This window comes from Achromobacter sp. T5-5, assembly GCF_055397965.1.
The window spans coordinates 3,805,183-3,829,219 of sequence record NZ_AP027919.1 but is presented as its reverse complement, the minus strand read 5'-3'; the positions used below and the strand labels follow the sequence as shown (position 1 = coordinate 3,829,219).

Below are 24,037 nucleotides of genomic sequence, written 5' to 3'. Positions count from 1 at the left end.
TCGGCTTGGAGGCGAAAAACAGGGCGAAAGCCGCGTATCTCAAGCTATTGCTGCACTGCCCGCAGCCGTTGCTGGCGGCGGGCAGCTGAATCACTACGCGAACGTGTCGACCAGCGCGTTGGCGTTGCGCGCCACCGTCACCGCGGGCTGCGCGGCATCGGCCGCGCCGTCCGCCACGGCGGCACCGCCGCCTTGCTGACGCTGCGATCCGTTGCCGTTCTGCTGCGCGAATTCCTGCTGCGCGGCCTGTTCGCCGACGCTCGTCTGGCCCAAGGAGATGCCGGCCTGCGCAAGCGCCTGCTGCAACTGCGGAAGCGCGACTTCGATCGCCTGGCGCACCGAGGCATGCGCGGACACGAACGAGGCGCTGGCCACGCCATCGGCCAGGTTCAGGCTGACGCGCAGCGGGCCGAGGTCGGGCGGATCCAGCCGCAATTCGGCGGTCTGCATGCCTTGGCGCGCGTTGGTGCTCATCATGACCATCTGTTGGCCCAGCTCGGTGCCCCAGTGGGTGGCGCCGACCGGGGTGGCCACCTGCAGCACGACCGGCACGACAGGCTGCGAGACCGCGGCCTGGTTGACGATGGGCGCGGCCTGGCGCTGCGTGGCGGCGGCCAGGGCGTGGGCAAGCGCATCCTGCGGGCTGGCGCCATGCTGGGGCGCCTGGAACTGCGGCGTGGAGGCGGCCAGCAGCGCCGGCTGATCTTCGTCGGCCACGTGGGCGGGCAAGGCGGTTGCCGTTTCGGCCGTTTCGGGACGCGCCTCGCGCGCCACGCGCGGCAGCGGCAGGTCCGGCGTGGCGGGCTTCGCGTCGAGCTTGGCCGTGGCCTTGGGGTCGACGGGCGCCTGCGCGACCGGGGCGGAACCCGGCTTGACGGCGGCGGTGACGACCGGCAGCGCGGCTTCGGCATCGCGGGCGAGCTGCGCGGCGGCGGCCTGCGCCTGGCCGGCCGTCGCGACGACGGGCGCCTGGGAGGCTTGGGCGGTCTGCGGCGCCAGGGTGTCGGCGGCGTTGAGCGCGGCCTTCAGCACGGCGGCGCCCTGGCTCATGGCGGTGGCCGCGGCGGCGGCGTTGCCGCGGGCGAGCTGCACCTGCTCGGCGGCCTGCGTGGCGATTTCCAATGCCTGTTGCGGCAGGTCGGCCGGCGCGATGGGTTGCTGCGCGGCGACGGCGAGGGCGCCGGCTTCAGCCTGCGCGGCCGTCTGCACCGCGGCGTCGATGGCGCCCGCCGCGGCGCTTTCCGCCGTGCTGGCCGGGTCGCCGGCGTTCGGATCCTTGGATGGCGTCTTGCCGTCAGTCTTGGCGGGACGGGCGTCGGCGGCCTGGTTCGGCCGCTGCTGCGCGGGACGTTGCTGGGCCAGCACGTCCGAGAAGGAAGGGCCTTTCTTTTCCGGCGGCGCGGATTTGGCGCCAAGCGCATCGGCGACCGACGACGGCGCGGCCGGCGTGATCGAAGGCAAGGGCAGGGGAGCGGTCATCTTGGGCTTCCTGTGAGGTATTGCTTAATGCATGCCGCCGGCCTGGCGCTGGACCAGGCGGGCGGAGTATTCGTCGCTGGCGCGCTGTTCGCGGCGCGATTCCAAGACGGCCTGGGCGCGCTGTTCGCGCTGCGCCAGGGCGTCATAGGAGTTGAGCTTGCGCTTTTCCTGCTGCCAGTAGAGCCGTCCCTTGGACAGGTTCTCGTCCGCCTGGCGCAGCACGCCTTGCTGCTGGCCGATCGCGTCGTCCAGGGTGCCGATGAAGCGCTGGTAGTTGTGGCAATCGCTCGCCGCCATGCCGCTGGTCATTGCCTGCTGCAGGCGCTCCAGATAGTCCTGGCGGTAGTCGTGCAGCATGACCAGCTGGCGTTCCGCATTGCTGCGTTCGGCGGTCAACCGGCCCAGCAGGCGCGCGGCTTCATCCGTGCTCTCCTTGGCCAGGTTGATCAGCATGTCCAGGGGCAATTGGCTAGGCATAGGTGTCCCGTATTTCGAAACTGGCTCGCAACTGGTTGACGGCGTCTTCATAGCCGACGTTCTCGCCGATATCCTGCTGCAGGAAGGCTTCCAGACGGGGATAGCGCGCGATGGCGTCATCCAGTTGCGGGTCGTTGCCGGCGGCGTACGCGCCCACGGCGATGAGGTCCCGGTTGCGCTGGTAGCGCGACAGGGTCTGCTTGAAGCGGCGCACGATCGAAAACTGTTGCGGCGTGATGAGCGAGGTCATCGCCCGCGAGATCGAGGCTTCGATGTCGATGGCGGGGTAATGACCGGATTCGGCCAGGTGGCGCGACAACACCACGTGTCCGTCAAGGATCGCGCGCGCCGAATCGGCGATGGGGTCCTGCTGGTCGTCGCCTTCAGCCAGCACGGTGTAGAACGCCGTGATGGAGCCGGCCTTGCCGGACGGGCCGGGCGCGCCCATGCCCGCGCGTTCCACCAGGGTGGGCAGCTTGGCGAAGACAGACGGCGGATAGCCCTTGGTCGCGGGCGGTTCGCCGATGGCCAGCGCGATCTCCCGTTGCGCCATGGCGTAGCGGGTCAGCGAATCCATGATGAGCAGCACGTCCAGGCCCTGGTCGCGGAAGTGCTCCGCGAGGCGCGTGGCGTAGGCGGCGCCCTGCAGGCGCAGCAGCGCCGAGACGTCGGCGGGTGCGGCTACGACCACGGAGCGCGCAAGGCCCTCGGGGCCCAGGTTGTGCTCGATAAATTCCTTGACTTCGCGGCCCCGCTCGCCGATCAGGCCCACGACGATCACGTCGGCCTTGGTGTAGCGGGCCATCATCCCCAGCAGCACGGACTTGCCGACGCCGGAACCTGCGAACAGGCCCATGCGCTGGCCGCGCCCGACCGTCAAGAGGCCGTTGATGGCGCGCACGCCGGTGTCCAGCACCGTGTCGATGGGCGCGCGAGACAGCGGGTTGATGGGTTGGGCCGACAGGGGCGCGAGTTCGGCGCCCGTCAGCGGGCCCAGTCCGTCCAGCGGGCGGCCGGCGCCGTCGAGCACGCGGCCCAGCAGCGCGTTGCCGACCGGCAGGTGGCGGCCCAGCTGGGGCTTGGCATTGCCGTTGAGTTCGGCCTTGCGCGGCAGCGGAATCTGGCGCTGCACGGGCGGTTCGCCCGGCACTACGCGCGCGCCCGGCGGCAGGCCGGAAATGTCGGCCTGCGGCATCAGGTACAGGGTGTGGCCGTCAAAGCCCACGACTTCGGCGTCGGCCCAGTGGTCATGGCCGCGCGCGATTTCGATGCGGGCGGCGGCGCCCACGGGCAGGCGCAGTCCGGTCGCGTGCAGCACCAGGCCGGTGGCCCGCGTGATCTTGCCGCTGACCAGCCAGGGATCGGTGGAGGCGGCGCGGATCGAGCCGATCTGGAGCTGTGTCTGCCAGCGGTCCAGGACCGGCGCGGCAGCAACTGGGGCCGGGGCGCCCGCCAGGGGCGCGCCGGCCTGGCCAGGCTGCGCGGAGACCGGATTGGCGCTCACACCGGTTCCTCCCAGGATGCGTTGCGGCCCAGCGACGCGGCCACGCGGCGCCAGCGGGTCTGCAGGGTGGCGTCGATGTCGCCGAAGGGCGTCTCGGCGCGGCAGCCGCCGCGCGAGATGGATTCATCGGCCAGCACGCGCCAATGGCCTTCCTTGAGCTCGTCGGCCAGGTGCAGGCGGATCAGTTCGATGTCGTCGGGATTGGCCCACAGCCGCATCTGGCCGCCGGCGGTGGGATTGATGTGCAGCACGTCGCGCACGGCGCTCACGACCGTTTCGGGCTGTTCGGCCAGGGTGGTGCGCACCACCTGCTGCGCGATATCCAGCGCCAGCGTCAGCAGGCTCTGGCCCATCTTTTCTTCCAGCGCGCCGATCGACTCGGCGCAGGCCTGCACCAAGGCGTGCAGGCGCTGCGCTTCGGCGGCGGCCTGCTCGCGGCCCTGGGCCAGGCCTTCCGCATAGCCGGCCTCGCGGCCGGCGGCCAGGCCCGCCTCGTAGCCGGCCTGCTGGCCCGCTTCGTGGCCCGCGGCATGGCCGCGCGCCAAGCCTTCTTCGTGTCCTTCCGCGATGGCCTGGGCGCGAAGCTGCGCCATCACCACGGCGGGATCGGGCCCCGGATCGGGTTCCGGTTCGGGCTCGACTTCGACGGGCGCCGGCTCGTCGAACGACAGCATCTGCCAGCGCCGCCAGGCGGCGCTGCGCGAGATGAGCGTCGTCGCGCCGTTGTCCGCTTCAGACATACGCGTCGTCTCCGGAATTGCCCAGCACGATCTGGCCGCTTTCGGCCAGGCGGCGGGCGATCTGGAGGATCTTCTTCTGTTCCGTCTCGACCTTCGACATGCGGATCGGCCCCTGGGCTTCCAGGTCCTCGCGCAGCATTTCGGCAGCGCGGCTGGACATGTTGCGCAGGAACTTGGCGCGCAGCTCTTCCTGGGCGCCCTTGAGCGCGACCATGAGCGTGTCGTTGTCGATTTCCTTGAGGATGAGCTGGATGGCGCGGTCCTCGACGTCGAGCAGGTTGTCGAAGACGAACATCTCGTCGATGATCTTCTGCGCCAGGTCGTTGTCGCGTTCGCGCAGGCTGGCGACCACGGTCTCTTCCTGCGTCGAATTCATCATGTTCAGGATCTCGGCCGCGGTGCGCACGCCGCCCATCTTGCTGCGCTTGGCGCCCTGGCCGGCCAGCACGGAATTGAGCACTTCGGTCAGTTCCGACAGCGCCGCGGGCTGCACGCCGCCAAAGGTGGCGATGCGCAGCATCACGTCGTTGCGCAGGCGGTCCGTCAGCAGGGCCAGCACGCCAGCCGCGCGGTCGCGCTCCAGGTGGACCAGGATGGTTGCGATGATCTGCGGGTGTTCGTCGCCGATCAGCTCGGCCACGGTGTTCGGGTCCAGCCAGTTCAGCGCGTCGATGCCGCTGCCGCCGTCGCCGGCTTCCAGGATGTCCTCGATCAGGCCGGCGGCGCGGTCGCTGCCCAGGGCCTTGGTCAGCACGCTGCGGATGTAGTCGTCCGAGCCCAGCGTCACGGCCATGAACTGGTCGGCTTCCTGGCGGAACTCTTCCAGCACGACGGCGACGTCGTTGCGCGTGACCTGCTTCAGGCTCGCCATCGCGGCGCCGACCTGCTGGACCTCACGGGCGCTGAGGTACTTGAAGACCTCGGCCGCGGCGTCTTCGCCCAGCGACATCATCAGGACGGCGCTGCGCGTCATGCCGTCCATGGGGAGGGAATCATTTTTCATCTTTGCTCATCCAGGTGCGCAGGACCATCGCGACGGCGCGCGGATCCTTGTTGGCCATGGTGCGGGCGCGCTCCAGGTTGTCCTGGTAGCGGTCCGTTTCCTTGGCGCGGGCCAGGTCCTGGGCCTCGCGGGCGGCTTCGGCGCGCTCGGCTTCGGCCTGTTCAGGATCCACCGGCGGGTACAGGTATTCGGTCACCGTGCGGCGCAGCTTGCGATACAGCCACAGCGCCAGGACACCGCCGACCAGCCACGCCAGGATCGTCTTGAACAGCGAGATCATTTCCGGATCGCGCCACATCGGCAGCGGCGGAGGACCGTCGTTGAACTGGCTGTTGACCAGGTTGAGCGAGTCGCCGCGGGTCTCGGAATAGCCCATGGCTTCGCGCACCAGGTTGGTGAGCTTGCTCAGTTCTTCGGGCGGCAGGGCCTGCGGCTCGCCGTCCTTGTCGCGCACGTAATTCACCACGACGGCGACCGACATGCGCTTGAGGTTGCCCACCGGCTGCTTGATGTGGCTGATGGTGCGGTCGACTTCGTAGTTGGTGGTGGCGTCGCGGCGTTCGTTCAGGTTGCCCGTGGCGGCCTGGGTGCCGGTCTGCTGCTGTTGTTGCTGTTGCGCGTTGGCCGGCTGCTGCGGCTGGCCGGGGCGGGGCGGCTGTTGCTGCGGCGGATTGGCGATGGGCGCCTGCGCTTCGGCGGGCGCCTGGTTCGACAGCGCGCCGGGCACGCCCTGGGCGGGACCGACGCCGCGCTGTGTCGAATCGCTGGTCTGCTGGCTGCGCACGGCGGCCTGGCCGGGTTCCTGGTTGGGACGGTAGACCTCGGACGTCTCTTCGCGGCGGGCGAAGTCGACGTCGGCGGTGGCCTGGGCGTGGACGTTGCCGGGGCCGACCAGGGGATTGAGGATGGTGAGGATGCGTTCGACGGTGCGCTGTTCGATTTCGCGCACGAAGCGGAGCTGGTCGGCGTCCATGCCGCGGCCTTCGCCCAGCGGGGCGGACAGCAGGCGGCCGTTCTGGTCGACGATGGACACGCTTTCGGCGGTCAGTTCGGGCACGCTGGAGGCGACCAGCCAGGAAATCGCGGAAACCTGCGCGTCGCTCAGGCTGCGGCCGGGATACAGGTTCAGCAGCACCGAGGCGGTGGGCGCCTGGCGTTCGCGCACGAACAGCGACTGGCGCGGCATGGCCAGATGGACGCGCGCATGCTGCACCGTGTTCATCGCTTCGATCGACCGAGCCAGCTCACCCTCCAGACCGCGCTGGTAGTTGATCTGTTCGGCGAACTGGCTGGCGCCGAAGCGGGCGTTGTCCATCAGCTCGAAGCCGACGGAGCCGCCGCGCGGCAGGCCTTGCGAGGCGAGCTGCAACCGGGCGTCGTAGACGCGGTCGGCGGGCACGAGCAGCGCGGTGCCGGTTTCGTTGTAGCGGTAGGGCACGTTCATCGTGCCCAGAGCCGTCACGATGGCGCCGCCATCGCGGTCGTCCAGGTTGGAGAACAGGACCTTGTACTGGGGTTCGCTGCTCCACATGGCCACGGCGACGATCACAGCGACCAGGGCGGCGGCGGCGCCGATCAGGATGGGCTTGGGAAGCGCGCGGACCCGTTCCAGCACGGGGAACTTGGCCAGAAGCGACGAGCTCAGGGTAGCCTGCTGATTCATTGACGGCTCCCGCTGGCTTCGCGGAGCAAGGAAAATGACTTCATGTCTGGGTAGGGCCGATTACACATGCAACGTGCTTCTGGTCTGGGGAGAGCGTGGATTATTGCCCCTGAGACAGCAATCCCAATCGATGAAAACAGCCGTTTTTTGGCGTTACTTAAGCCCTATGTCGATGACGGGACGCAAAGCGGGGCCACATCCGCGGGAAGGGATGCGGCCATTCATCGAAATGTCGGGTTTTTTGGCGGTTCTTGTCCGCTATGGACTGGCGCGGCAGGGGTTACGCTGCGAAGGCAATTTGGCGTAATCCCTCACCAGCAAGGAAAAGGTAATGGCTGTATCAGGCTTGTCCGGCATCGAAGGCATGCTCCAGCAGATGCGCTCGGTCGTGAGCAAGGCGGAAACCGGCAATCTGGCCGCGGGCGAAGCCGTGGCCCAGCCCGATGGGTTCGCCGCGGAACTGCAGCGCTCCATCCGCCGCGTGACGGCCGCGCAGAACGCCGCCAGCAATCAGGCCAAGGCCTTCGAGCTGGGCGCTCCCGATATTTCGTTGAATGACGTCATGATCGACATGCAGAAGGCCAGCATCGGCTTCCAGACCGCGGTCCAGGTGCGCAACAAGCTGGTTGCGGCCTACAAGGAAGTGTCCTCGATGGCCGTCTGAGGCCGCGAAGCGGTTCCTGGGACGTCCCGCGGGCAGGCGCAGCGCCTGCCCGGCAGTTCAATAGCGCCTCTTCGCAGGCGCTGTTTTCACTGGTGCCGCTGGTGGGTCTTGCTGGTTCGTCACGCTGGTCGGATCAGTTGCGCTGCGCGCTTTTTTCCAGGCGCCACACGACCTGCTGCAGCCAGTTTTCCTGGCGTGCATTCAGATTCATGAACAAGGCGCCCACATGGCTGACCGGCGGCTCGCCGGTGAGCGACACGTGCTTGGGCGCTTCGCCATCGACGCTTTCGGACGCGGCCATGGGCTGGCCGGACACCGGATAGACGTTGCGCACTTCCAGGTCGGCGCTGAGCTTGCCCAATTCGCCGAAGTCCAGTTCCACGTCTTCCATGATCGCGCCGCGCGCGGGCAGCTCGCCCACCGCCAGGCCCACGCGCAGCCCCACGCCATCCACGGAGATGTCGCGCACGGTGAATCCGACCGGCTTGTCCGCCGGCGCCGGCTGCCAGGTGGCCAGGCAGCGGTTGGCGCTTGAGATCATCGAGGCGCGGAACATCTTGCGCCGCTGGATGCGGGCAAGATGGTCGGGAAAGGGAGACATCAGGGCCGCGCTGCCGTCATCGAAGTGGATGATCTCGGGGCGCTGCACGCGAAAGCGGATCTGCACGCCGCCGTAGGCGGTGGCATTGAAATGGAAGGTCGTGCCGCTGAGCAGTCCCATGCTGTCGGACTGTTCGAAGTCGGCGCCATCGTAGTCGCGCGGCCGCCAGAAGAACTGGCGCGTCTGCTTGTCGGCGCCCAGGATCAGCACGGCGATCTCGCGGTCGGCGGCGTCGCGCACCAGGATGTGGCTGTCGGGGTGCGTCAGCTCAAAGAGGGCTGAGCGCATGTCTTCCGGCCGGGTCAGCAGGAATTCCGGGTCGGCGGCATCCAACACGTTGTTAGTCCTTAGGGTGAGATTTCGGGCCGCGCGGCGTCGGGGATTTCGCGCGATTCCAGACGGTACAGCCACGCGAGCAATTCTGCCACCGCGACGTAGAGTTGGGGAGGAATATGCGCGTCCAGGTCCACCTGCATGAGCAAGCCCACCAGTTCGCGCGATTCGTGCACGTACAACCCGTTTTCCTCGGCCGCGCGCACGATCGTGTCCGCAAGCTGGCCGTAGCCCTTGGCGACGACGCGCGGCGCGCCGTCGCTTTCGTCATAGGAGATGGCGACCGCCGCGTTGCGGTTGGCGTTGGGGCCGGCGTCCGCGGGGAGGGTGGGAGTGCTCATCAGAAATCGGTCGGAATGACGGGACGCGGTTCCACCACGCTCACGGTCAGATTGCTCAGGGTCAGGCCGGCGGCCAGGAGGCGCGAGCGTAGCATGTCCGAGGCGTCATTGATCTCGCCCGCGCTGTGCGGGGCGATCAGCTGCAGCACGATCTGGTCGCCCGCCAGGTTCAGCCGGGCGTCCACCAGCCCCAGGCGCGGCAGGTCCAGCTTCACGCGGGTCGCCCAGGTGGGGACGGCCGATTCGCGGTCGGCGCCGTAGGGATCGCGTTCCACTTCCCATTCCATCGGCGTGCCGGGCCAGGCTTCGCCCTGCCAGGCGAGGGTCTGGTTGGCCAGGACATCGAGCTGCTGACGGACCAGCACGGTGAGGTCCTGGTGGATGCCGCTCACGGGCGCGCCGGGCGTGGACGATGTCGAGGTGCCTACCGGCGCGGGCGCGTCGGCGCCCGCGCCGGACCGGCCGGCGCTCGCGGTGTCGCCGCGGCCGCGCGGCTGAGAACTGGCGTGCGCGGCGGATTCGCGCGTCAGCCGGGCCTGCGGCTCGTTCTGCAGCGAGGCGGGATTCTTGCGGCCAAAGACCATGTCGGTCAGGTGCGATTCGTAGAACAGGCCGCTGGTTTGGAGGGCGGTGCGCAAGGCCTGTCCCAGCGCACGCGCGGACGGGCCGCCTGTGGCGAGCGAGGCGTGGGACGCGCCTTCGGGGCCTTTCGCGCCGCCCGCCTGCCCACCGGGGTGCGTGGCCGGCCGGGCCGTCGCGGCATCGGCGGCCGCGCCGGCGGCAGGCGTCGCCGCAGGCAGGGGCGCGGAAGCAGAAGGCGGAGCCGCCGGGGCCGCCGGGGCAGGCGCGGGCTGGCCGGGTTGTAGTCCGGCTTGTAGTCCGGCTTGTCCCGCCTGCGCGGGCTGGCCGGGCTGGGCAGGGGCCGGCTGGCCGTTACCGGCGCCGCCCGCCTGGCCGGGCTGCGTCCCGCCCTGCGCGTCGGCGCTCCAGAGCGGCGCGCGCCCTTGCACGGGCGGCGCGGCTTCGGGGAACTGGGCGAGCAGGGCCAGGATGGTGCGGGCGGTCGTGCCCAGCGTGGTCGGCGCCGAGGCGGTGGTGTCGCTGCTGGTGACCAGGCCGCGCGCGGCCAGCGCCAGCGCGGCGGCGGTTTTGGGGTCGACAACAGTATTCTGGCGGTCGCCTCGGGCGCCGCCAGTCTGTATGCCTTGCCGGGGGTCGCGGGCCGAGCCGTCCGAGGGCCCGGCTTTCTCCGGGCTGCCGGGCTGGCTGACCGCGTCGGGCCGCGCGCCCGATACCTGGTTGGCGCTCGCGGCGGACATCGTCGTGCCAAGCACGGCGTCCAGCCGCTGCACCAGGACGTTGCCAAGCGCGGCGGGGCCGATGCTCATTCTTCAGGAGCCTGGTTGCCGTAGGTGGACAGCAGCGTCTGCTGGCGCTTCATGCGTCCCAGCAGTTCGCCCAGCCGGGCCAGTTGCGGCAGCGCCAGGTCGCGCGTCATCGCGTCGTTTTCCAGGATGCGCACGAGCAGGTCGTACTTCATGCTGCGGCCGGCTTCGTCCAGCGGACTGGTCGACTCGGCATGGCGCAGGCGCTCGACCTGTTCGCAATACTGCTGACCGTGCACGAGCGCGGTGTCCCAGTCGCCGGCCTGGGCGGCGGTCAACATCTCGCCCGTGGAAATGGCGATGTCCTGATAGTGTTCCAGGATGGCGGAGTACTGGGTGAGGGACGTCATAGAAATCTCGGGCGTTCGATGGCTGTCTGAATTCGTTGTGGGGGCCATCAAAGCTGTGCGCCCGGGGCAGGCCGATCGATGGATGTCTGCCAGGCTTCGGCCAGGTCCGCCAGCAGGCGGTCGGCGATGTCGAGCTGCTCGACGTCCGCTTTCAGGTTAGCCATGAGCAGGGTGCGGACGATGTAATCGTAGAGCCGGCTCAGGTTGGCGGCGATGTCGCCGCCTGCTTCCATGTTCAGGCCCATCTTCAGGCCTTCGTCGACGATCTTGATCGCCTTGGTGATGGCCGTGCCGCGTTCGGCCACACGGCCTTCCTGCAGATGCAGCCGCGCCTGGCCGATTGCCGCGCGCGCACCCTGGTAGAGCAGGGTGATCAGCCTTTCCGGCGTGGCGCTCATCACTTGCGTTTCCAGGCCGATATCGGCGTAGGAGCGGACGGAGTATGAGCCTGTGGGGCGGCGCGCGGCGTACGTCATTTAATGCATCTTCTCGGTTATCAACTCGTCGACTTGTTCATCGCGGCGAACTGCTGGGTCAGGTAGCTTGCCGTGACCGACTGCTGCGAAACGAACTTGTCCAACTGGACGAACTGGGCGCGCATGAGCTCGAGCGAGGCTTCGCCGGCGGCCTTGGCGCGGGTGTACTGGGCCTTCACGTTCTCGATCGACTTGGCAAGGCCGTCGGTCTTGGTCTTGATCGAGCCGGTGTCGCTGAGGATGTCTTTGGTGGCCTTTTCGAAGTTGGCGGCCAGTCCGTTCTCGCCGGTCAGCAGGCGCGAGACGTCCGCGCCGTTGGAGGCCAGCGCCTTGTCCAGCTTGGACTGGTCCAGCGTCAACTGGCGCGTCTGCGGGTTGGTCGTGATGCCCAGGTCGGCCAGCGACCGCAGCGAGCCTTCACCCGACAGGACTTGCAGCGCGCTGGCCATCGAGGACTGGATGGCGCGCGTCGTGCCGTCGCCGGTCAGCGGCTGGTTGGTGGCGGCCGTGGCGTCGAAGGCGGTCAGGTTCTTGATCGTCGTCTGCAGCGTGTTGTAGGCGGTCACGAAGCTCTGGATGGCCTTGCTGGCCACCGAGGGATCGCTTTCCAGCTTCAGCGTGATCGGCTTGCCGGCTTCCGTCGTGGTCGACAGGTTCAGCGTGACGCCGTCGATGGCGGTCGAAATATTGTTGGAGCCGCTCTTGACCGTGATGCCGTTGATGTCGATCTCGGCGTCGACGGCGGCGGTGGCCGTCATCTTGGTGCTGGTGTCGCCCGCATCCGTGTTGTAGTTCAGGACGTCCTTGAGGGACTGGTCGCCCGTCACGGTGATGGACTTCACCGAGGCCTGCACGCCGGTGTCCTTGGCGCTCAGCATCAGGTAGCTCTTGCCGTCGCCGTCGGTGATGACGGTGGCGCGCACGCCCAGCGTGTCGTCGGCGTTGACCGCCTTGACGATGCCGTTCAGCGAGGTGTCGTCCTTCAGGTCGACGGTCTTCTTGGTGCCATCGGCCAGTTCGATTTCAAACGAGCCGGTGGTGCCATTGGAGGCCTTGCGATCCGCCACGGCTCCCGATTGCAGGGTCTGGGAAGTGGCGACCGTCGTCACATTGATCGTGTACTGGCCGGCCACGGCGCCTTCGGCGGCCACGGTCGCGGTCAGGGCTTCACCGCCGGTCACGCTGCCTTTCACGGCGCCCAGCGTCTCGGCCTTGCCCAGCACGGCGGCGGCCTTCTGCACGGCTTCCACGGCGCTCTTCAGTTGGCCGTATGCCGTAACACGGGTTTCGTAGCTGGTCTGCCGTACGGTGTACAGCTCCAGCTTCTTTTCCTCGGCAGCTTCCAGCTTCGTGAGGATGTCCTCCAGGGGCAAGCCTGAAGTCGAACCGAGGTTAGTGATGGTGGCCATGTGAAATTCCTTCCTAGCGATGCAATTCTGACAAAAATGGGGTTCCGGCTATCGGCCGGGCAAAGGCATAAGGCGGGCCTAATTCGAGGCTTCTTTCAACGCCGGCCCGCCAGACATGGGGGCGAACCGTGTTTCAGGTGCCGGATCATGCAGAGGTCTTAATGCCATTTCCCTGCATGTTCACGATCATTTTGGCGATTTTGAGCACCGCTTCGCTGGGGATGGTGCGAATGACGTCCCCGGACTCCGCGTCGATCACCGACACGACCACCTGATGCACATTGGGGTCGATTTCGAACTGAAGCTGCGTCGACCAGGCCTTCATCTGTTCGTTGATCTCGTCCAGCGCCTTGTCGAGCGGCAGCTTCTGCGCTTTCGACTGGTCCGACGTCGCGCTGTCGGAAGCGCCGCTATTGGTGCTGGCGGGGGCGGGGGTGGCGGTTGCTGCGGGGTCCGGCGTGGCGATCGCGGTCGAAACCGGTAACGACGCGAAGGCTGCGGGGGCTAACGGGGTTACGGCCATGATCACTCCAACGGCGGGGGCGTCTGGGAGGAACGCGCTGATTTCAGGAAATTCTCAGTTACCATAACGACACCCTCGCAGGGAACTTTAGCCCCGCGCAAACAGGTGGTTCACGTGCTAATGGTCTGGATCGGGCAATGAGTGTCAAGACGGCGTTGCGAGTTATCGAAATCATCGAAACCTACGCCCGCGAGAAACGCGCGCTGCCCCTGTCGGAACTGGCCCGCCTGCTGGACGTGCCCGTCTCCAGTTGCCTGGCGCTCATCCGCACGCTGACCGGCCTGGGCTATCTCTATGAGACGGGGCGGCGCCAGGGCTATTACCCGACCGGCCGCCTGCTCGCCATGGCCCAGCGCATCGCGCGGGCCGACCCGGTCCTGGACCGGGTCTATCCCAGCCTCACCGAATTAAGGGAAGCCACGCGCGAAACCATCGTGTTCGCCAAGCTGTCGCCGGACGGCCGCGTCGTGTACCTGGATGTGCTGGATTCGCCACATACGATCCGTTATGCCCCCGTTGCCGGCGAGTTCAAGGACGTACACGCCAATTCGCTGGGAAAGGCGCTGCTTTCGCTGCTGGACCCGTCCGCGCGGGACGCCATGCTCGCGGCCTTGCCCATGACGCGCTACAACGAGCGCACGCTCGTCACGCGCGACGCGTTGCTGGCCGATATCGAGGCGTCGCGGCAGCGGGGCTGGTTCATGAACAGCGGCGAGTCGATCGCGGACGTGGGCGCGATCGCCTGGCCGGTCACGCTGTCGGGCGAGCACTACGCCATTTCGGTGGGCGGCCCCATCTACCGCATCGAGCCGGAGCAGGAGACCTATGCCCGCATTCTGCGGGCGGCCTGCACGGGGCTGGAACAGCAGGCCTGATCCGTCCCTGGCGCGTCGGGCCGCAGCCCGCCGCCCGGTTACGGTTTCTCAGGCAGTGCCTATTTATGTAGTGTGTAGTGTCAGTAAGACTTGGGCAGGCCCAGCACCTTTTCCGCGATGAAGCACATGATGAGCTGCGGGCTCACCGGCGCGATGCGCGGGATGAAGCTCTCGCGCAGCAGCCGCTCCACGTGGTACTCCTTGGCGTACCCCATGCCGCCCAGCGTCATCACCGCCGTCTGGCAGGCGTTGTAGCCGGCCTCGGCCGCCAGGTACTTCGCGGCGTTCGCGGCAGGGCCGCAGGGTTTGCCGGCGTCATACAGGCTGGCCGCCTTGAACACCATCAGGTCCGCGGCCTCCAGTTGCATCCAGGCCTGGGCCAGGGGATGCTGGATGCCCTGGTTCTGGCCGATGGGGCGCCCGAAGACCGTCCGCTCGCCGGCGTACTTGACGGCCCGGTCCAGCGCCGCGCGGCCGATGCCCACCGCCTCGGCCGCGATCAGGATGCGCTCGGGATTCAGGCCGTGCAGGATGTATTCGAAACCGCGGCCTTCCTCGCCGATGCGGTCGGCCACCGGAATCCGCAGGCCGTCGATGAACAGCATGTTCGAGTCCACGGCCTTGCGGCCCATTTTCTCGATCTCGCGGACTTCGATCTTGTCGCGGTCCAGATCGGTATAGAAAAGCGACAGGCCCTGCGTGGGCTTTTCCACGTCGGACAGCGGCGTGGTGCGAGCCAGCAGCAGCATCTTGCTGGCCACCTGCGCCGTGGAGATCCAGATCTTGCGGCCATGCACGATGTATTCGTCGCCCTGGCGCACGGCCCGGGTGCTCAGCTTGGTCGTGTCCAGCCCCGCGTCGGGCTCGGTGACCGCGAAGCAGGCCTTTTCGCGGCCGGCGATCAGCGGTTCCAGCCAGCGTCCGCGCTGTTCGTCGGTGCCGAACACCACCACCGGATTGAGCCCGAAGATGTTCATGTGGACGGCCGAGGCGCCGGCAAAGCCGGCTCCCGAGGCGGAGATGGTCTGCATCATCAGCGCGGCCTCGGTCATGCCCAGGCCGGCGCCGCCGTATTCCTGCGGCATCGCGATTCCCAGCCATCCGTCGCGCGCCAGGTCGGCGTGCAGGGCGTGCGGAAAGCCGCCGTCGCGATCGCGTTCCAGCCAATATTCGTCGGGATAGCGCTCGCAGATGCGGGAGACGGCGTCGCGCAGCGCCAGTTGCTCGGAGGTGAACTCAAAATCCATCGTTGTTTCCGTCCTGGGTAATGCCACGCGCGAGCATGGCGTCGATCTGTTCCGGCCCAAAGCCCGCCTCGGCCAGCACCTCGCGGCTGTGCTGACCCAGCCGCGGGGCGGGGCGGCGTATGGAGGTCGGTGTGCCCGCGTAGCGCCCGAGCGGGGCGGTGGTGCGGATGCGGCCCTCCGAGGGGTGGTCCATTTCGTGGATGAAGCCCGTGGCGGCCAGATGTTCGTCCTGCAGCAGGCCGTCGATGGTGTAGAGCTGCGAGGCGGGAATGTCCGCCCGCGCCAGGGCGTCCAGCCAGTCCTGGCTGGGCCGCGTGGCGATCACTTCGGCCACGAAGGCGTAGACCTCGCTGATGTGCGCGGCGCGCGCGCCATGGGTGCAGAAGCGCGGGTCCCGCGACAGTTCGGGCCGGCCGATCAGGTCGAAGAAATTGCGCCAGTGCTTGTCGTTGTAGATCAGCAGGCAGATGTAGCCGTCGGCGGTGGCGTACGGCCGGCGGTGCGGCGCCAGCAGGCGCGCGTAGCCGGTGGGCCCCATCGGCGGCTCGAAGGTCGCGCCGCCCAGGTGATCGCCCAGGACCAGGTGCGCCATGCCCTCGAACATGGGAATCTCCACCTGCTGTCCTCGTCCCAGCGTCCGCGCGCTCAGCACGGCGGACACCAGCGCGATGCCCACGTGCAGCCCGACGGCCCGGTCGGCCAGGGTCAGGGGGGCATAGCGCGGCACGTCGCCGCTCTGCTGCGCCGACAGGGCGGCGATGCCGGTCTGGCCCTGGATCAGGTCGTCGTAGGCGGGGCGGCCGGCGTAGGGGCCGGCTTCGCCAAAGCCGTAGGCGCCCACGTAGACAATGCGCGGATTGCGCGCCGCCACCGCCTCGTACGACAGCCCCAGCCGCGCCATGGCCTGGGGACGGATGTTGTAGAGCACGGCGTCGCAGCGTTCGGCCAGTTTCAGGCAGGCCTCCAGCCCCTCGGGCGTCTTCAGGTCCAGGACGATAGAGCGCTTGTTGCGGTTCAGGTGCAGGTAGAGGTGCCCCATGCCGGGGTTGCGCATGGGGCCGACGGCCCGCATGTTGTCCCCGGCCGGCGACTCCACCTTGATCACGTCCGCGCCCAGGTCCGCCAGGACCTGGGTGGCGTACGGCCCCATCACCACCGAACTCAGGTCCAGGATGCGCACGCCGGCAAGCGGCCCGGCGATGGGCGTGTCGGGCAGGGGCTGGTCGATCATTGCTGCTCGATCCCCGCGTCGCGAATCAGCTTGCCCCAGAGGTCGCGCTGTTCACCCACGAACTGCCCAAAGGCCTCGGGCGTGCTGGAAAAGGCGTCGAAACCCAGCCCGGCCAGGCGCTTTTTCACGTCGGGATTGGCGACGATCTGGTTGATGGCCGCGTTCAGCTTGGCGACGATCTCCGGCGGCATGCCGGCTGGACCGAAGTAGCCGTTCCAGGAGTTCAGGTCGAAATCCGGCACGCCCGCTTCGGCCATCGACGGCAGGTCGGGAACGATGGTGCTGCGTTCGGCGGTGGACACGGCCAGCGCGCGTAACTGGCCCGATTGCACGAAGGGCAGGCCCGAGGCCAGGTCGGTGAACATGAAGTCCACCTGGCCGCCCACGACGTCCGTCAGGCTCTGCGGCGTGCCTTTGTACGGCACGTGCAGGATGTCGATCTTGGCGCGGTTGGCCAGCGTGGCGCCGGCGACGATGCCGGTGCTGTTGCCGCTGGCGTAGGTGATGCGGCCCGGATTCTTCTTGGCGTCGGCCACCAGGTCAGCCACGGTTTTCCAGGGACGCTTCGGGTTCACCACCAGGATGAAGGGCAGGTTGCCGCCGCGCGCGATCGGGGTGAAATCCTTGACCGGGTCGTAAGGCACGTTCTTCATCAGCCACGGGGCGGCCGAATGCGAGGTGTTCGTCGTGACGAACAGCGTGTAGCCGTCCGGCTTGGCCCGCGCCACGTAGTTGGCCGCGATGGTCGCGTTGGCGCCCGGCTTGTTCTCCACCACCACCTGCTGGCCCAGGATGGTCGAGAGCTCGGAGCCGAAGATCCGCCCCACGGCGTCCGTTCCCGATCCGGCGGGGAAGGGCACGACCAGCGTGATGGGCTTGGTGGGGTAATCGGCGGCGTGGGCGGGGCCAGCGGCCATCAAGGCCGCGCCCGTGACGAGCGCGGCGCCTAGCAGGCGTAGGGATTGCATGGGTGTGTCTCCTGGTTCTATGGAATGCGGCGCGGCTCTGCGGCCGCTGCCGGTAAAGCGCCGCGTCAGGCGGCGGAGGGGGGCGCCGGAAAGTCCCGGATCACGCGATCGGGGGATTCTTCGTACGGCGGCGTGTAGATCACCAGCAGCCGGGCCGGTTCATCGCTCGTCACCGTGAAAACATGGGGAATGTCGGGAGGGAAATAGCAGCAGTCGCCGGGGCCCATGTCGGCCCATTCGTCCTGCACCTGCGCGCGGGCGGTGCCCGAGATCAGGTAGCAGACCTGTTCGATGCCCGGGTGCGCGTGCGGTAGCGCGCCCTTGCCCTTGTCGATTACGCCCAGCAGCACCTCCACGCCGCGCGCGCCGACGGTGTCCGGCCCGATCAGCCGGCGGTTCAGGGTGCCGGTATGGTTGGCCGGGTGGTAGCCGGGCACGTCGGCTTCACGCACTAGCCAGCGGGGGGTATGTTGCTGCGTCATGTCTCTTCCTATTGTTTTTCATACATGAATTTATTTTCACGTATGAAAAAAACATGGGCAAGCCTTTTTTGGTCTGCGATAACGTGGCGCGCCCTAGGGGATTAGGGAAAACACCGGGCGCGGACTGCTAAAATCGCCGGCTGATTGTCTATCTGTCTATCGCGAATCCGCCCCATGTCTTCTGTCCGTACGCCTGACGCCGCCGCCACCTTGTCCGACTGGCTGCAGTACCTGGAGTCCATCCACGCCACCGCGATCGACATGGGCCTGGACCGGGTGCGCGCGGTGGCGCAGCGCATGGAGCTGGCGCTGCCGGGCGTGAAATTCGTGGTTGGCGGCACCAACGGCAAGGGTTCCACCTGTGCCATGCTGGAAGCCATCCTCCTGGCCGCCGGCTACAAGGTCGGGCTGTACACCTCGCCCCATCTCATCGACTTCAACGAGCGCGCCCGCGTCAATGGCCAGATCGCCTCGGACGCAGACCTGATCGCCCAGTTCCAGGTGGTCGAGGCGGCGCGCGGCGACGTGTCGCTGACCTACTTTGAATTCACCACCCTGGCCATTCTGCGCCTCTTCTCGCAGTCCCGGCTCGATGCCGTGGTTCTGGAAGTCGGGCTGGGCGGCCGCCTGGACGCGGTCAACATCGTGGACGCGGACTGCGCCATCGTCACCAGCGTCGACCTCGATCACACCGACTGGCTGGGCGACACGCGCGAAAAGATCGGCTTCGAAAAAGCCCACATCTACCGCAGCGGCCGTCCCGCCATCTGCAGCGACCCCGTGCCCCCGCAATCGCTGCTGGACCACGTCGAGGCCATCGGCGCGGACCTGTGGCTCTTCGGCCGCGACTACAACTATTCGGGCGACCGCCAGCAGTGGGCGTACGGCGGGCGCGAGCAGCGCCGCAGCGCGATGGCCTATCCGGCCCTGCGCGGGGCCAACCAGCTCCTGAACGCCTCGGCCGCGCTGGCCGCGCTGGAATCCGTGCGCGACCGCCTCCCCGTGCAGCAACAGGCCGTGCGCCTGGGGCTGCTGCAGGCCTCGCTGCCTGGCCGCTTCCAGATCCTGCCGGGTCAGCCCACCGTGATTCTGGACGTGGCGCACAACCCGCACGCCGCGGCGGTGCTGGCCCAGAACCTGGACAACATGGGTTTTCATCCGTACACGCATGCGGTGTTCGGCATGCTGAACGACAAGGACCTCGCCGGCGTGGTCGCCAAGCTGGGTTCCCGCGTCGACTATTGGTATTGCGCGGGCCTGCCCGGACCGCGCGGCACCTCCGGCCAGGCGCTCGCGGACCAGGTGGCCGCGGCGCTTCCCGCGCTTCCCGCCGGCAGCGAAAGTCCTGGCATCCAGGCCTACGCCGATCCCGCCCAGGCCTTTGCCGCGGCGCGCGAACGGGCAGGGGAGAATGATAGAATCGCGGTGTTCGGATCGTTTCTCACCGTAGCCTCCGTTTTGCAGGCTCTGGGTCGCAAGGCATAGGCAAATCGGGCCATAGGCATCAGGGCGGCCCGCCGCCGCAATGCCGCAAGGCGCCGCAAGGATTCTCTTCCATGGGCTTTTTCAAACGCAAAGATCCTGCCGACCAGGCGCAGGCCTCCAAACGGGCCGCCGTGCCCAGTGAGGTCCAGGCCGCCGAGTTGCGCGGTCGTGCGCGGCGCAGGCTTGCGGGCGCCGTGGCGCTGGTGCTGGCCGCGGTCATCATCCTGCCCATGGTGCTGGATTCGCAGCCCGCGCCGGTGGATGACAACATTCCCATCAAGGTGCCGGATCGCAACACGCCTTTCCAGCCTCAGGTTTCCGAACCGCAGGCGGCAGCGCCCGCGGAGTCGCCCGCCGCTGCGCCCACCGAACCCGCAGCCGTTCCCACGCCGCCTCCCGTGACATCCGTGCCCCCAGCCGTGGCCGCCGCGCCCGCCGCGCCGCAGGCCAGCCCGCCCGCGACGCCGCCGGCCACGCCAGCCAAACCCGACGCCAAACCCAAGCCCGAACAGCCCAAACCGGCCACGCCGGCCAAGCCCGAAGTCCGTTCGGACGATGGCGCCCGCGCGCTGGCGCTGCTCGAAGGCCGCAACGCGCCGGCCTCCGCGCCCAAGCCGGCCGCGCCCAAGCCGGCTGCCGCCAAAGGCAATTTCGTGCTGCAGATCGCCGCCTACACCACGTCCGAAGACGCCCAGTCGCGCCGGGGCAAGCTGCACCAGGCCGGCGTCACGAACGCATTCGTCGAGCAGGCCACGATCAACGGCAAGCAGCAGTTCCGTCTGCGGGTGGGGCCATTCCCCTCGCGTGAGGCGGCCCAGGCGGCCCAGGCGCGGTTGCGCACGCTGGGCTATGACAATGGTTTCATCGCCGCCCAATAGTGACCGGCTTCGACTTCGTCGTGCTGGCCATCCTGGCGGTTTCGGGTGTGCTGGGCCTGGTGCGCGGCCTGCTCAAAGAGGTGCTGTCGCTGGTCGCCTATCTGCTGGCCTTCGTGGCCGCGATCTGGTGGGGCCCCACGGTCTATACCTGGCTGGAGCCCTATATCGAAACGACGGTGCTGCGCATGGGAGTCTCGTACGCAGCAGTGTTCATCATCGTGTTGCTCGGCGTGGGGTTGGTCAATATGACGCTTGCCGCCCTGATCCGCAGCACCGGACTGAGCCCGGCCGACCACGGCCTCGGGGGAATGTTCGGGCTGGCCCGTGGTCTGTTGATCGTGCTGGCGCTGGTCGCCGCCGCAGGCTATACGCCGCTGCCCCAAGAACCGTGGTGGCAGGACGCCATGTTTTCGCATTCGGCCATCGAGGCCATCAAACATATCAAGACGTGGCTGCCGCCATCCCTGGCGACGTGGCTGCCGTATTGATTAGCTTCAAATCAACCAGGAAATCTCACCATGTGTGGAATCGTAGGGGTCATCGGGCGCGGGCCGGTCAACCAGCTGCTCTATGACAGCTTGCTGCTGTTGCAGCATCGCGGGCAGGACGCCGCGGGCATTGCGACGTCGCAAGGCAACCAGTTCAATATGTACAAGGCCCACGGCCTGGTGCGCGACGTCTTCCGCACGCGCAACATGCGGGCGCTGCCCGGCACGTCGGGCGTCGGCCAGGTCCGCTATCCGACCGCCGGCTCCAGCGCCAGCGAAGAAGAAGCCCAGCCCTTCTACGTCAACGCCCCGTTCGGCATCATGTTGTCCCACAACGGCAACCTGACCAACTGGCGTGAACTGCGCGAATCGCTCTATCGCGTCGACCGCCGCCACATCAACACGAACTCCGATTCCGAAGTCCTGCTCAATGTGCTGGCGCACGAGCTGCAATCGGCCGCCAACGGCGTGTCGCTCGACGAAGAATCCATGTTCCGCGCGGTCTCCGCCCTGCACAAGCGCGTGCGCGGCGCCTATGCCGTCGTGGCCCAGATTTCCGGCTACGGCCTGCTCGCCTTCCGCGATCCCAACGGCATCCGTCCGCTGTGCATCGGCCGCCAGGAAACCGAAGAGGGCGTGGAGTGGATGGTTGCCTCGGAATCCGTGGCGCTGGAAGGCAGCGGCTTCACCTTCGTGCGCGACGTCGATCCGGGCGAAGCGGTGTTCATCGACCTGGACGGCCGCCTGGTCGCCCGCCAGTGCGCCGACAACCCGCAGCTCGTGCCGTGCATCTTCGAATACGTCTACTTCGCCCGTCCCGATTCCATGATCGACGGCGTGTCGGTGTACGACGCCCGCCTGCGCATGGGTGAATACCTGGCGGACAAGGTCGCGCGCAACATGCGGCTGGGCGACATTGACGTCGTCATGCCGATTCCCGATTCCTCGCGTCCCGCCGCGATGCAGCTTGCCGCGCGCCTGAACCTGGATTATCGCGAAGGACTCATCAAGAACCGCTACGTGGGCCGCACGTTCATCATGCCGGGCCAGGCCGTGCGCCGCAAATCTGTGCGCCAGAAGCTCAATGCCATCGGCATGGAGTTCAAGGGCAAGAATGTGCTGCTGGTCGATGACTCCATCGTGCGCGGCACGACCAGCCGCGAGATCGTCGACATGGCGCGCGCCGCCGGCGCCAACAAGGTGTACTTTGCCTCGGCCGCGCCTCCGGTGCGCTTCCCCAACGTGTACGGCATCGACATGCCCACGCAGAGCGAACTGATCGCCACCGGCCGCACGGACGAGGAAATCGCCCGCGCCATCGGCGCCGACAGCCTGGTCTACCAGGACCTGCACGACATGCAGCAGGCGGTCCGCGACATCAACCCCAAGCTGACGCGCTTCGAGGCTTCCTGCTTCGACGGCCAGTACATCACGGGCGACATCACGCCCGATTACCTGGCCCGCCTGGGCCAGTCGCGCTCCGAGCCCGGCAAGGACGAAGACGCGGGCGGTCTGCGCTTCAACATGGGCTACACCTCCGACGACGCCTGATCCCCGTCGGCGTCCCGCCCAGACAAGAATGCCGTCCCTCGTGGACGGCATTCTTTTTGCAACCGGGGGGGGCGCAAGCGCCTAGCCCGGCGCTTCCCACAGCGGCGTGCGCGTGGCCTCCAGGTGCGTCAGATACAGGCGCAGGTCGAACTCGTACTGGTGGTAGTGCGGCTCCATGCGCAGGCACATGTTGTAGAAGGCCTTGTTGTGGTCTTTTTCCTTCAGGTGCGCCAGCTCATGCACCGTGATCATCTTCAGGAATTCCGCGGGCACGTGCTTGAACAGCGTCGCCACCCGGATCTCATGCTTGGCCTTCAGCTTGCCGCCCTGCACGCGCGAAATATAGGTGTGCTGGCCCAGCGCGTGCTGGATCACATGGATCTTGCTGTCGAAGGCCACCTTGTTGATCTGGTCGCCATTGCGCATGTGCGCGTTCTTCAGTTCCGTCACATACTGGTAGAGCGCCTTGTCGGTGCGCACGCCGTGCGCGCCGCCCGGGTACCGGGCCAGCAGGGCGGCGCCCAGCTTGTCCTGGTCGAGCAGCTTGCGCGCCTGCGCCAGCAGGGCTTCGGGATAGCCGGACAGGAATTTCAGGGTTTGCACGATATGGGCCGGGCGGGCGAAACCGCGCTCAGGCGCGGCCGCGCCGGAACACGACGGGCAAGGCCATGAAGAACAGGATCACGAAGAGCGCCAGGCTCCACAAGGCATATTCGATGCCCAGCACCGGCACCTTGGCGTCCATGCAGGTGGCGTAGATGCCGAAGAGCGGCGGGATGGCGCTTTCCAGGCCGATGCCGGTCATGAAGCGGTCGGCAAAGGTCTGGTCGCAGGACAGCATGTTCGCGGCGACGCTGTACTGGTACCAGGCGGCCACGATGCCGGACAGCGACAGCGCCGCGGTCAGGACGCCGCAGACACGCGTCAGCGCGCGCCCGCCGCCAAAGCCGCCGACCAGGGCGATGACGCCGATCACCAGGTAGATCAGGCGCTGCATCACGCACCAGGCGCAGGGCGGCATGTCGAAGACGTGCTGGGAGACGAGGGCGATGCCGACGGCGCCGAAGCAGAAGAGGGCGACGAGGCGAAGCAGGCGTTCGGAACGAGAGGTCATTGTTGCGTTGGTAAGGGTTGGACGGGGCCGGCGCGGCGGCCAGCCATGCTTAGGCCTTCGGGACCGGAATAGGTTGCATCACCTGGGTCAGGACGCCCAGCAGGAGGTCGCGCGCGCCTTCCCAGAAAATCTGCACCCCCAGGCACAGCATGATGAAGGCCGACAGCCGCATGAAGACCGCCGTGCCATTGTCGCCCAGGCGATGCAGCATCTGGGCCGCAAAGCGCAGGCAGATGTAGAGCGTCAGCGAGACGACGACGATGCCCGGAATGGAGCCTCCCAGCCGTACCAGGCTCAGCGCGTGGTTCTGGTCGCGCAGCGAGACGCCCACCGTGATGGCCGCCGCGATGGAGCCCGGGCCGCAGCTGATCGGAAAGGTCAGCGGATAGAAGGCGCGGGCCTTGGCCATCTCGGGGGTGAACGACTCGGCCATGCGGGCCACGCGTTCCGTGTCGGCGTCCGGCGAATTCACCAGGCGCCACGCGCTGGCAATCACCAGCATGCCGCCGCCCACCCGCACGATCGACAGCGAGATGCCGAAGAAGCTCAGCAGCACGTTGCCGGCCACCATGGCCACGATCAGCATCAGGCACACATTGATGGCGACCCGCTTGGCCAGCACGACGCGCGTGGCGGACGAGGCGCCTTCGGTGAGCGACAGGAAGATGGGGGCGATCGCCGGCGGATTCAGGAACGGCAGCAGCGTGGCCAACGCGAAGAAAAAGCTGCCACCGAAAACGCGCAGATAGTCATTGAGCTGCATGGGAGCA

At 67.6% G+C, this 24,037-nt stretch carries 26 protein-coding genes; 6 read left to right on the top strand and 20 right to left on the bottom strand.

Features of this window, described 5'->3' with window-relative positions:
* Positions 1-93: 93 nt before the first annotated feature.
* The 6 genes from ACZ50Q_RS17440 to fliF are packed head-to-tail and all read right to left on the bottom strand — an operon-like array spanning position 94 to position 6,866.
* Positions 94-1,479 (bottom strand): flagellar hook-length control protein FliK, encoded by a 1,386-nt coding sequence (locus ACZ50Q_RS17440; protein WP_464079101.1) that lies wholly within the window; start codon positions 1,477-1,479, stop codon positions 94-96.
* A 24-nt stretch (positions 1,480-1,503) separates the two neighbouring features.
* Positions 1,504-1,956, bottom strand: a complete 453-nt coding sequence (fliJ, locus tag ACZ50Q_RS17435; RefSeq protein ID WP_464079100.1) for a flagellar export protein FliJ — start codon at positions 1,954-1,956, stop codon at positions 1,504-1,506.
* The gene (gene fliI / locus ACZ50Q_RS17430) at positions 1,949-3,412 is read right to left on the bottom strand and encodes a flagellar protein export ATPase FliI (RefSeq protein WP_076522134.1); all 1,464 of its coding nucleotides are present in this window, start codon (positions 3,410-3,412) and stop codon (positions 1,949-1,951) included. The genes fliJ and fliI overlap by 8 nt, the downstream gene beginning before the upstream one ends.
* 44 nt (positions 3,413-3,456) lie before the next feature.
* Positions 3,457-4,200 carry a flagellar assembly protein FliH gene (gene fliH, locus ACZ50Q_RS17425; protein ID WP_076521327.1) on the bottom strand — a complete coding sequence of 248 codons (744 nt, stop codon included), beginning with the start codon at positions 4,198-4,200 and terminating at the stop codon, positions 3,457-3,459.
* Positions 4,193-5,203, bottom strand: a complete 1,011-nt coding sequence (gene fliG / locus ACZ50Q_RS17420) for a flagellar motor switch protein FliG (RefSeq protein ID WP_056316680.1) — start codon at positions 5,201-5,203, stop codon at positions 4,193-4,195. The genes fliH and fliG overlap by 8 nt, the downstream gene beginning before the upstream one ends.
* Positions 5,193-6,866, bottom strand: a complete 1,674-nt coding sequence (gene fliF, locus ACZ50Q_RS17415; RefSeq protein WP_092582289.1) for a flagellar basal-body MS-ring/collar protein FliF — start codon at positions 6,864-6,866, stop codon at positions 5,193-5,195. Before fliF ends, fliG begins: the two co-directional genes overlap by 11 nt.
* A gap of 331 nt (positions 6,867-7,197) precedes the next feature.
* Here fliF and fliE point away from each other — a divergent pair, with 331 nt between their 5' ends.
* Complete coding sequence (gene fliE, locus ACZ50Q_RS17410; protein WP_076521324.1) at positions 7,198-7,530, top strand: flagellar hook-basal body complex protein FliE; 333 nt, start codon at positions 7,198-7,200, stop codon at positions 7,528-7,530.
* 133 nt (positions 7,531-7,663) lie between these two features.
* On the opposite strand, the gene ACZ50Q_RS17405 is transcribed toward fliE, so the two are convergent.
* The 7 genes from ACZ50Q_RS17405 to ACZ50Q_RS17375 form a co-directional block, all read right to left on the bottom strand.
* Entirely contained in the window at positions 7,664-8,467 is an 804-nt protein-coding gene (locus ACZ50Q_RS17405) for a flagellar brake protein (RefSeq protein ID WP_369825586.1), read from the bottom strand.
* 11 nt (positions 8,468-8,478) lie between these two features.
* Positions 8,479-8,805, bottom strand: a complete 327-nt coding sequence (locus tag ACZ50Q_RS17400) for an EscU/YscU/HrcU family type III secretion system export apparatus switch protein (RefSeq protein WP_464079099.1) — start codon at positions 8,803-8,805, stop codon at positions 8,479-8,481.
* The gene (gene fliK, locus ACZ50Q_RS17395; protein WP_464079098.1) at positions 8,805-10,193 is read right to left on the bottom strand and encodes a flagellar hook-length control protein FliK; all 1,389 of its coding nucleotides are present in this window, start codon (positions 10,191-10,193) and stop codon (positions 8,805-8,807) included. Before fliK ends, ACZ50Q_RS17400 begins: the two co-directional genes overlap by 1 nt.
* Complete coding sequence (locus tag ACZ50Q_RS17390) at positions 10,190-10,540, bottom strand: flagellar protein FliT (RefSeq protein ID WP_464079097.1); 351 nt, start codon at positions 10,538-10,540, stop codon at positions 10,190-10,192. The genes fliK and ACZ50Q_RS17390 overlap by 4 nt, the downstream gene beginning before the upstream one ends.
* A gap of 47 nt (positions 10,541-10,587) precedes the next feature.
* A complete protein-coding gene (gene fliS / locus ACZ50Q_RS17385) occupies positions 10,588-11,016 on the bottom strand; it encodes a flagellar export chaperone FliS (protein WP_076521319.1) in 429 nt (142 codons plus the stop codon).
* 20 nt (positions 11,017-11,036) lie between these two features.
* The gene (gene fliD, locus ACZ50Q_RS17380; RefSeq protein WP_464079096.1) at positions 11,037-12,425 is read right to left on the bottom strand and encodes a flagellar filament capping protein FliD; all 1,389 of its coding nucleotides are present in this window, start codon (positions 12,423-12,425) and stop codon (positions 11,037-11,039) included.
* Between the two features lie 145 nt (positions 12,426-12,570).
* Positions 12,571-12,948 (bottom strand): flagellar protein FlaG, encoded by a 378-nt coding sequence (locus tag ACZ50Q_RS17375; RefSeq protein WP_076521317.1) that lies wholly within the window; start codon positions 12,946-12,948, stop codon positions 12,571-12,573.
* A gap of 137 nt (positions 12,949-13,085) precedes the next feature.
* On the opposite strand from ACZ50Q_RS17375, the gene ACZ50Q_RS17370 reads away from it, so the two are divergent.
* Positions 13,086-13,823: an IclR family transcriptional regulator gene (locus ACZ50Q_RS17370; protein WP_076521316.1), complete on the top strand. Its 738-nt coding sequence runs from the start codon at positions 13,086-13,088 to the stop codon at positions 13,821-13,823.
* 80 nt (positions 13,824-13,903) lie between these two features.
* On the opposite strand, the gene ACZ50Q_RS17365 is transcribed toward ACZ50Q_RS17370, so the two are convergent.
* From ACZ50Q_RS17365 to ACZ50Q_RS17350, 4 genes are all read right to left on the bottom strand, one after another.
* Positions 13,904-15,070 (bottom strand): acyl-CoA dehydrogenase family protein, encoded by a 1,167-nt coding sequence (locus tag ACZ50Q_RS17365; protein WP_092582293.1) that lies wholly within the window; start codon positions 15,068-15,070, stop codon positions 13,904-13,906.
* Positions 15,060-16,301: a CaiB/BaiF CoA transferase family protein gene (locus ACZ50Q_RS17360; protein WP_464079095.1), complete on the bottom strand. Its 1,242-nt coding sequence runs from the start codon at positions 16,299-16,301 to the stop codon at positions 15,060-15,062. Before ACZ50Q_RS17360 ends, ACZ50Q_RS17365 begins: the two co-directional genes overlap by 11 nt.
* Positions 16,298-17,269, bottom strand: coding sequence for a Bug family tripartite tricarboxylate transporter substrate binding protein (locus tag ACZ50Q_RS17355; RefSeq protein ID WP_175493262.1), 972 nt, complete (start codon positions 17,267-17,269; stop codon positions 16,298-16,300). Before ACZ50Q_RS17355 ends, ACZ50Q_RS17360 begins: the two co-directional genes overlap by 4 nt.
* A 65-nt stretch (positions 17,270-17,334) precedes the next feature.
* Entirely contained in the window at positions 17,335-17,751 is a 417-nt protein-coding gene (locus tag ACZ50Q_RS17350) for a cupin domain-containing protein (RefSeq protein WP_092582295.1), read from the bottom strand.
* A gap of 174 nt (positions 17,752-17,925) precedes the next feature.
* On the opposite strand from ACZ50Q_RS17350, the gene folC reads away from it, so the two are divergent.
* From folC to purF, 4 genes are all read left to right on the top strand, one after another.
* Positions 17,926-19,236: a bifunctional tetrahydrofolate synthase/dihydrofolate synthase gene (gene folC / locus ACZ50Q_RS17345; RefSeq protein WP_464079094.1), complete on the top strand. Its 1,311-nt coding sequence runs from the start codon at positions 17,926-17,928 to the stop codon at positions 19,234-19,236.
* A gap of 71 nt (positions 19,237-19,307) precedes the next feature.
* Positions 19,308-20,114 (top strand): SPOR domain-containing protein, encoded by an 807-nt coding sequence (locus ACZ50Q_RS17340; protein WP_092582297.1) that lies wholly within the window; start codon positions 19,308-19,310, stop codon positions 20,112-20,114.
* Positions 20,114-20,602, top strand: a complete 489-nt coding sequence (locus ACZ50Q_RS17335) for a CvpA family protein (RefSeq protein WP_076521310.1) — start codon at positions 20,114-20,116, stop codon at positions 20,600-20,602. Before ACZ50Q_RS17340 ends, ACZ50Q_RS17335 begins: the two co-directional genes overlap by 1 nt.
* 30 nt (positions 20,603-20,632) lie before the next feature.
* Complete coding sequence (gene purF, locus ACZ50Q_RS17330) at positions 20,633-22,153, top strand: amidophosphoribosyltransferase (protein ID WP_464079093.1); 1,521 nt, start codon at positions 20,633-20,635, stop codon at positions 22,151-22,153.
* A gap of 81 nt (positions 22,154-22,234) precedes the next feature.
* Here purF and ACZ50Q_RS17325 read toward each other — a convergent pair whose 3' ends face one another.
* Genes ACZ50Q_RS17325 through ACZ50Q_RS17315 form a run of 3 tightly spaced genes read right to left on the bottom strand, consistent with a single transcriptional unit; the run spans position 22,235 to position 24,030 of the window.
* Entirely contained in the window at positions 22,235-22,756 is a 522-nt protein-coding gene (locus tag ACZ50Q_RS17325; protein ID WP_076521308.1) for a M48 metallopeptidase family protein, read from the bottom strand.
* 28 nt (positions 22,757-22,784) lie between these two features.
* The gene (locus ACZ50Q_RS17320; RefSeq protein WP_076521307.1) at positions 22,785-23,267 is read right to left on the bottom strand and encodes a disulfide bond formation protein B; all 483 of its coding nucleotides are present in this window, start codon (positions 23,265-23,267) and stop codon (positions 22,785-22,787) included.
* A 49-nt stretch (positions 23,268-23,316) separates the two neighbouring features.
* A complete protein-coding gene (locus tag ACZ50Q_RS17315; RefSeq protein WP_076521306.1) occupies positions 23,317-24,030 on the bottom strand; it encodes a MarC family protein in 714 nt (237 codons plus the stop codon).
* Positions 24,031-24,037: the final 7 nt, after the last annotated feature.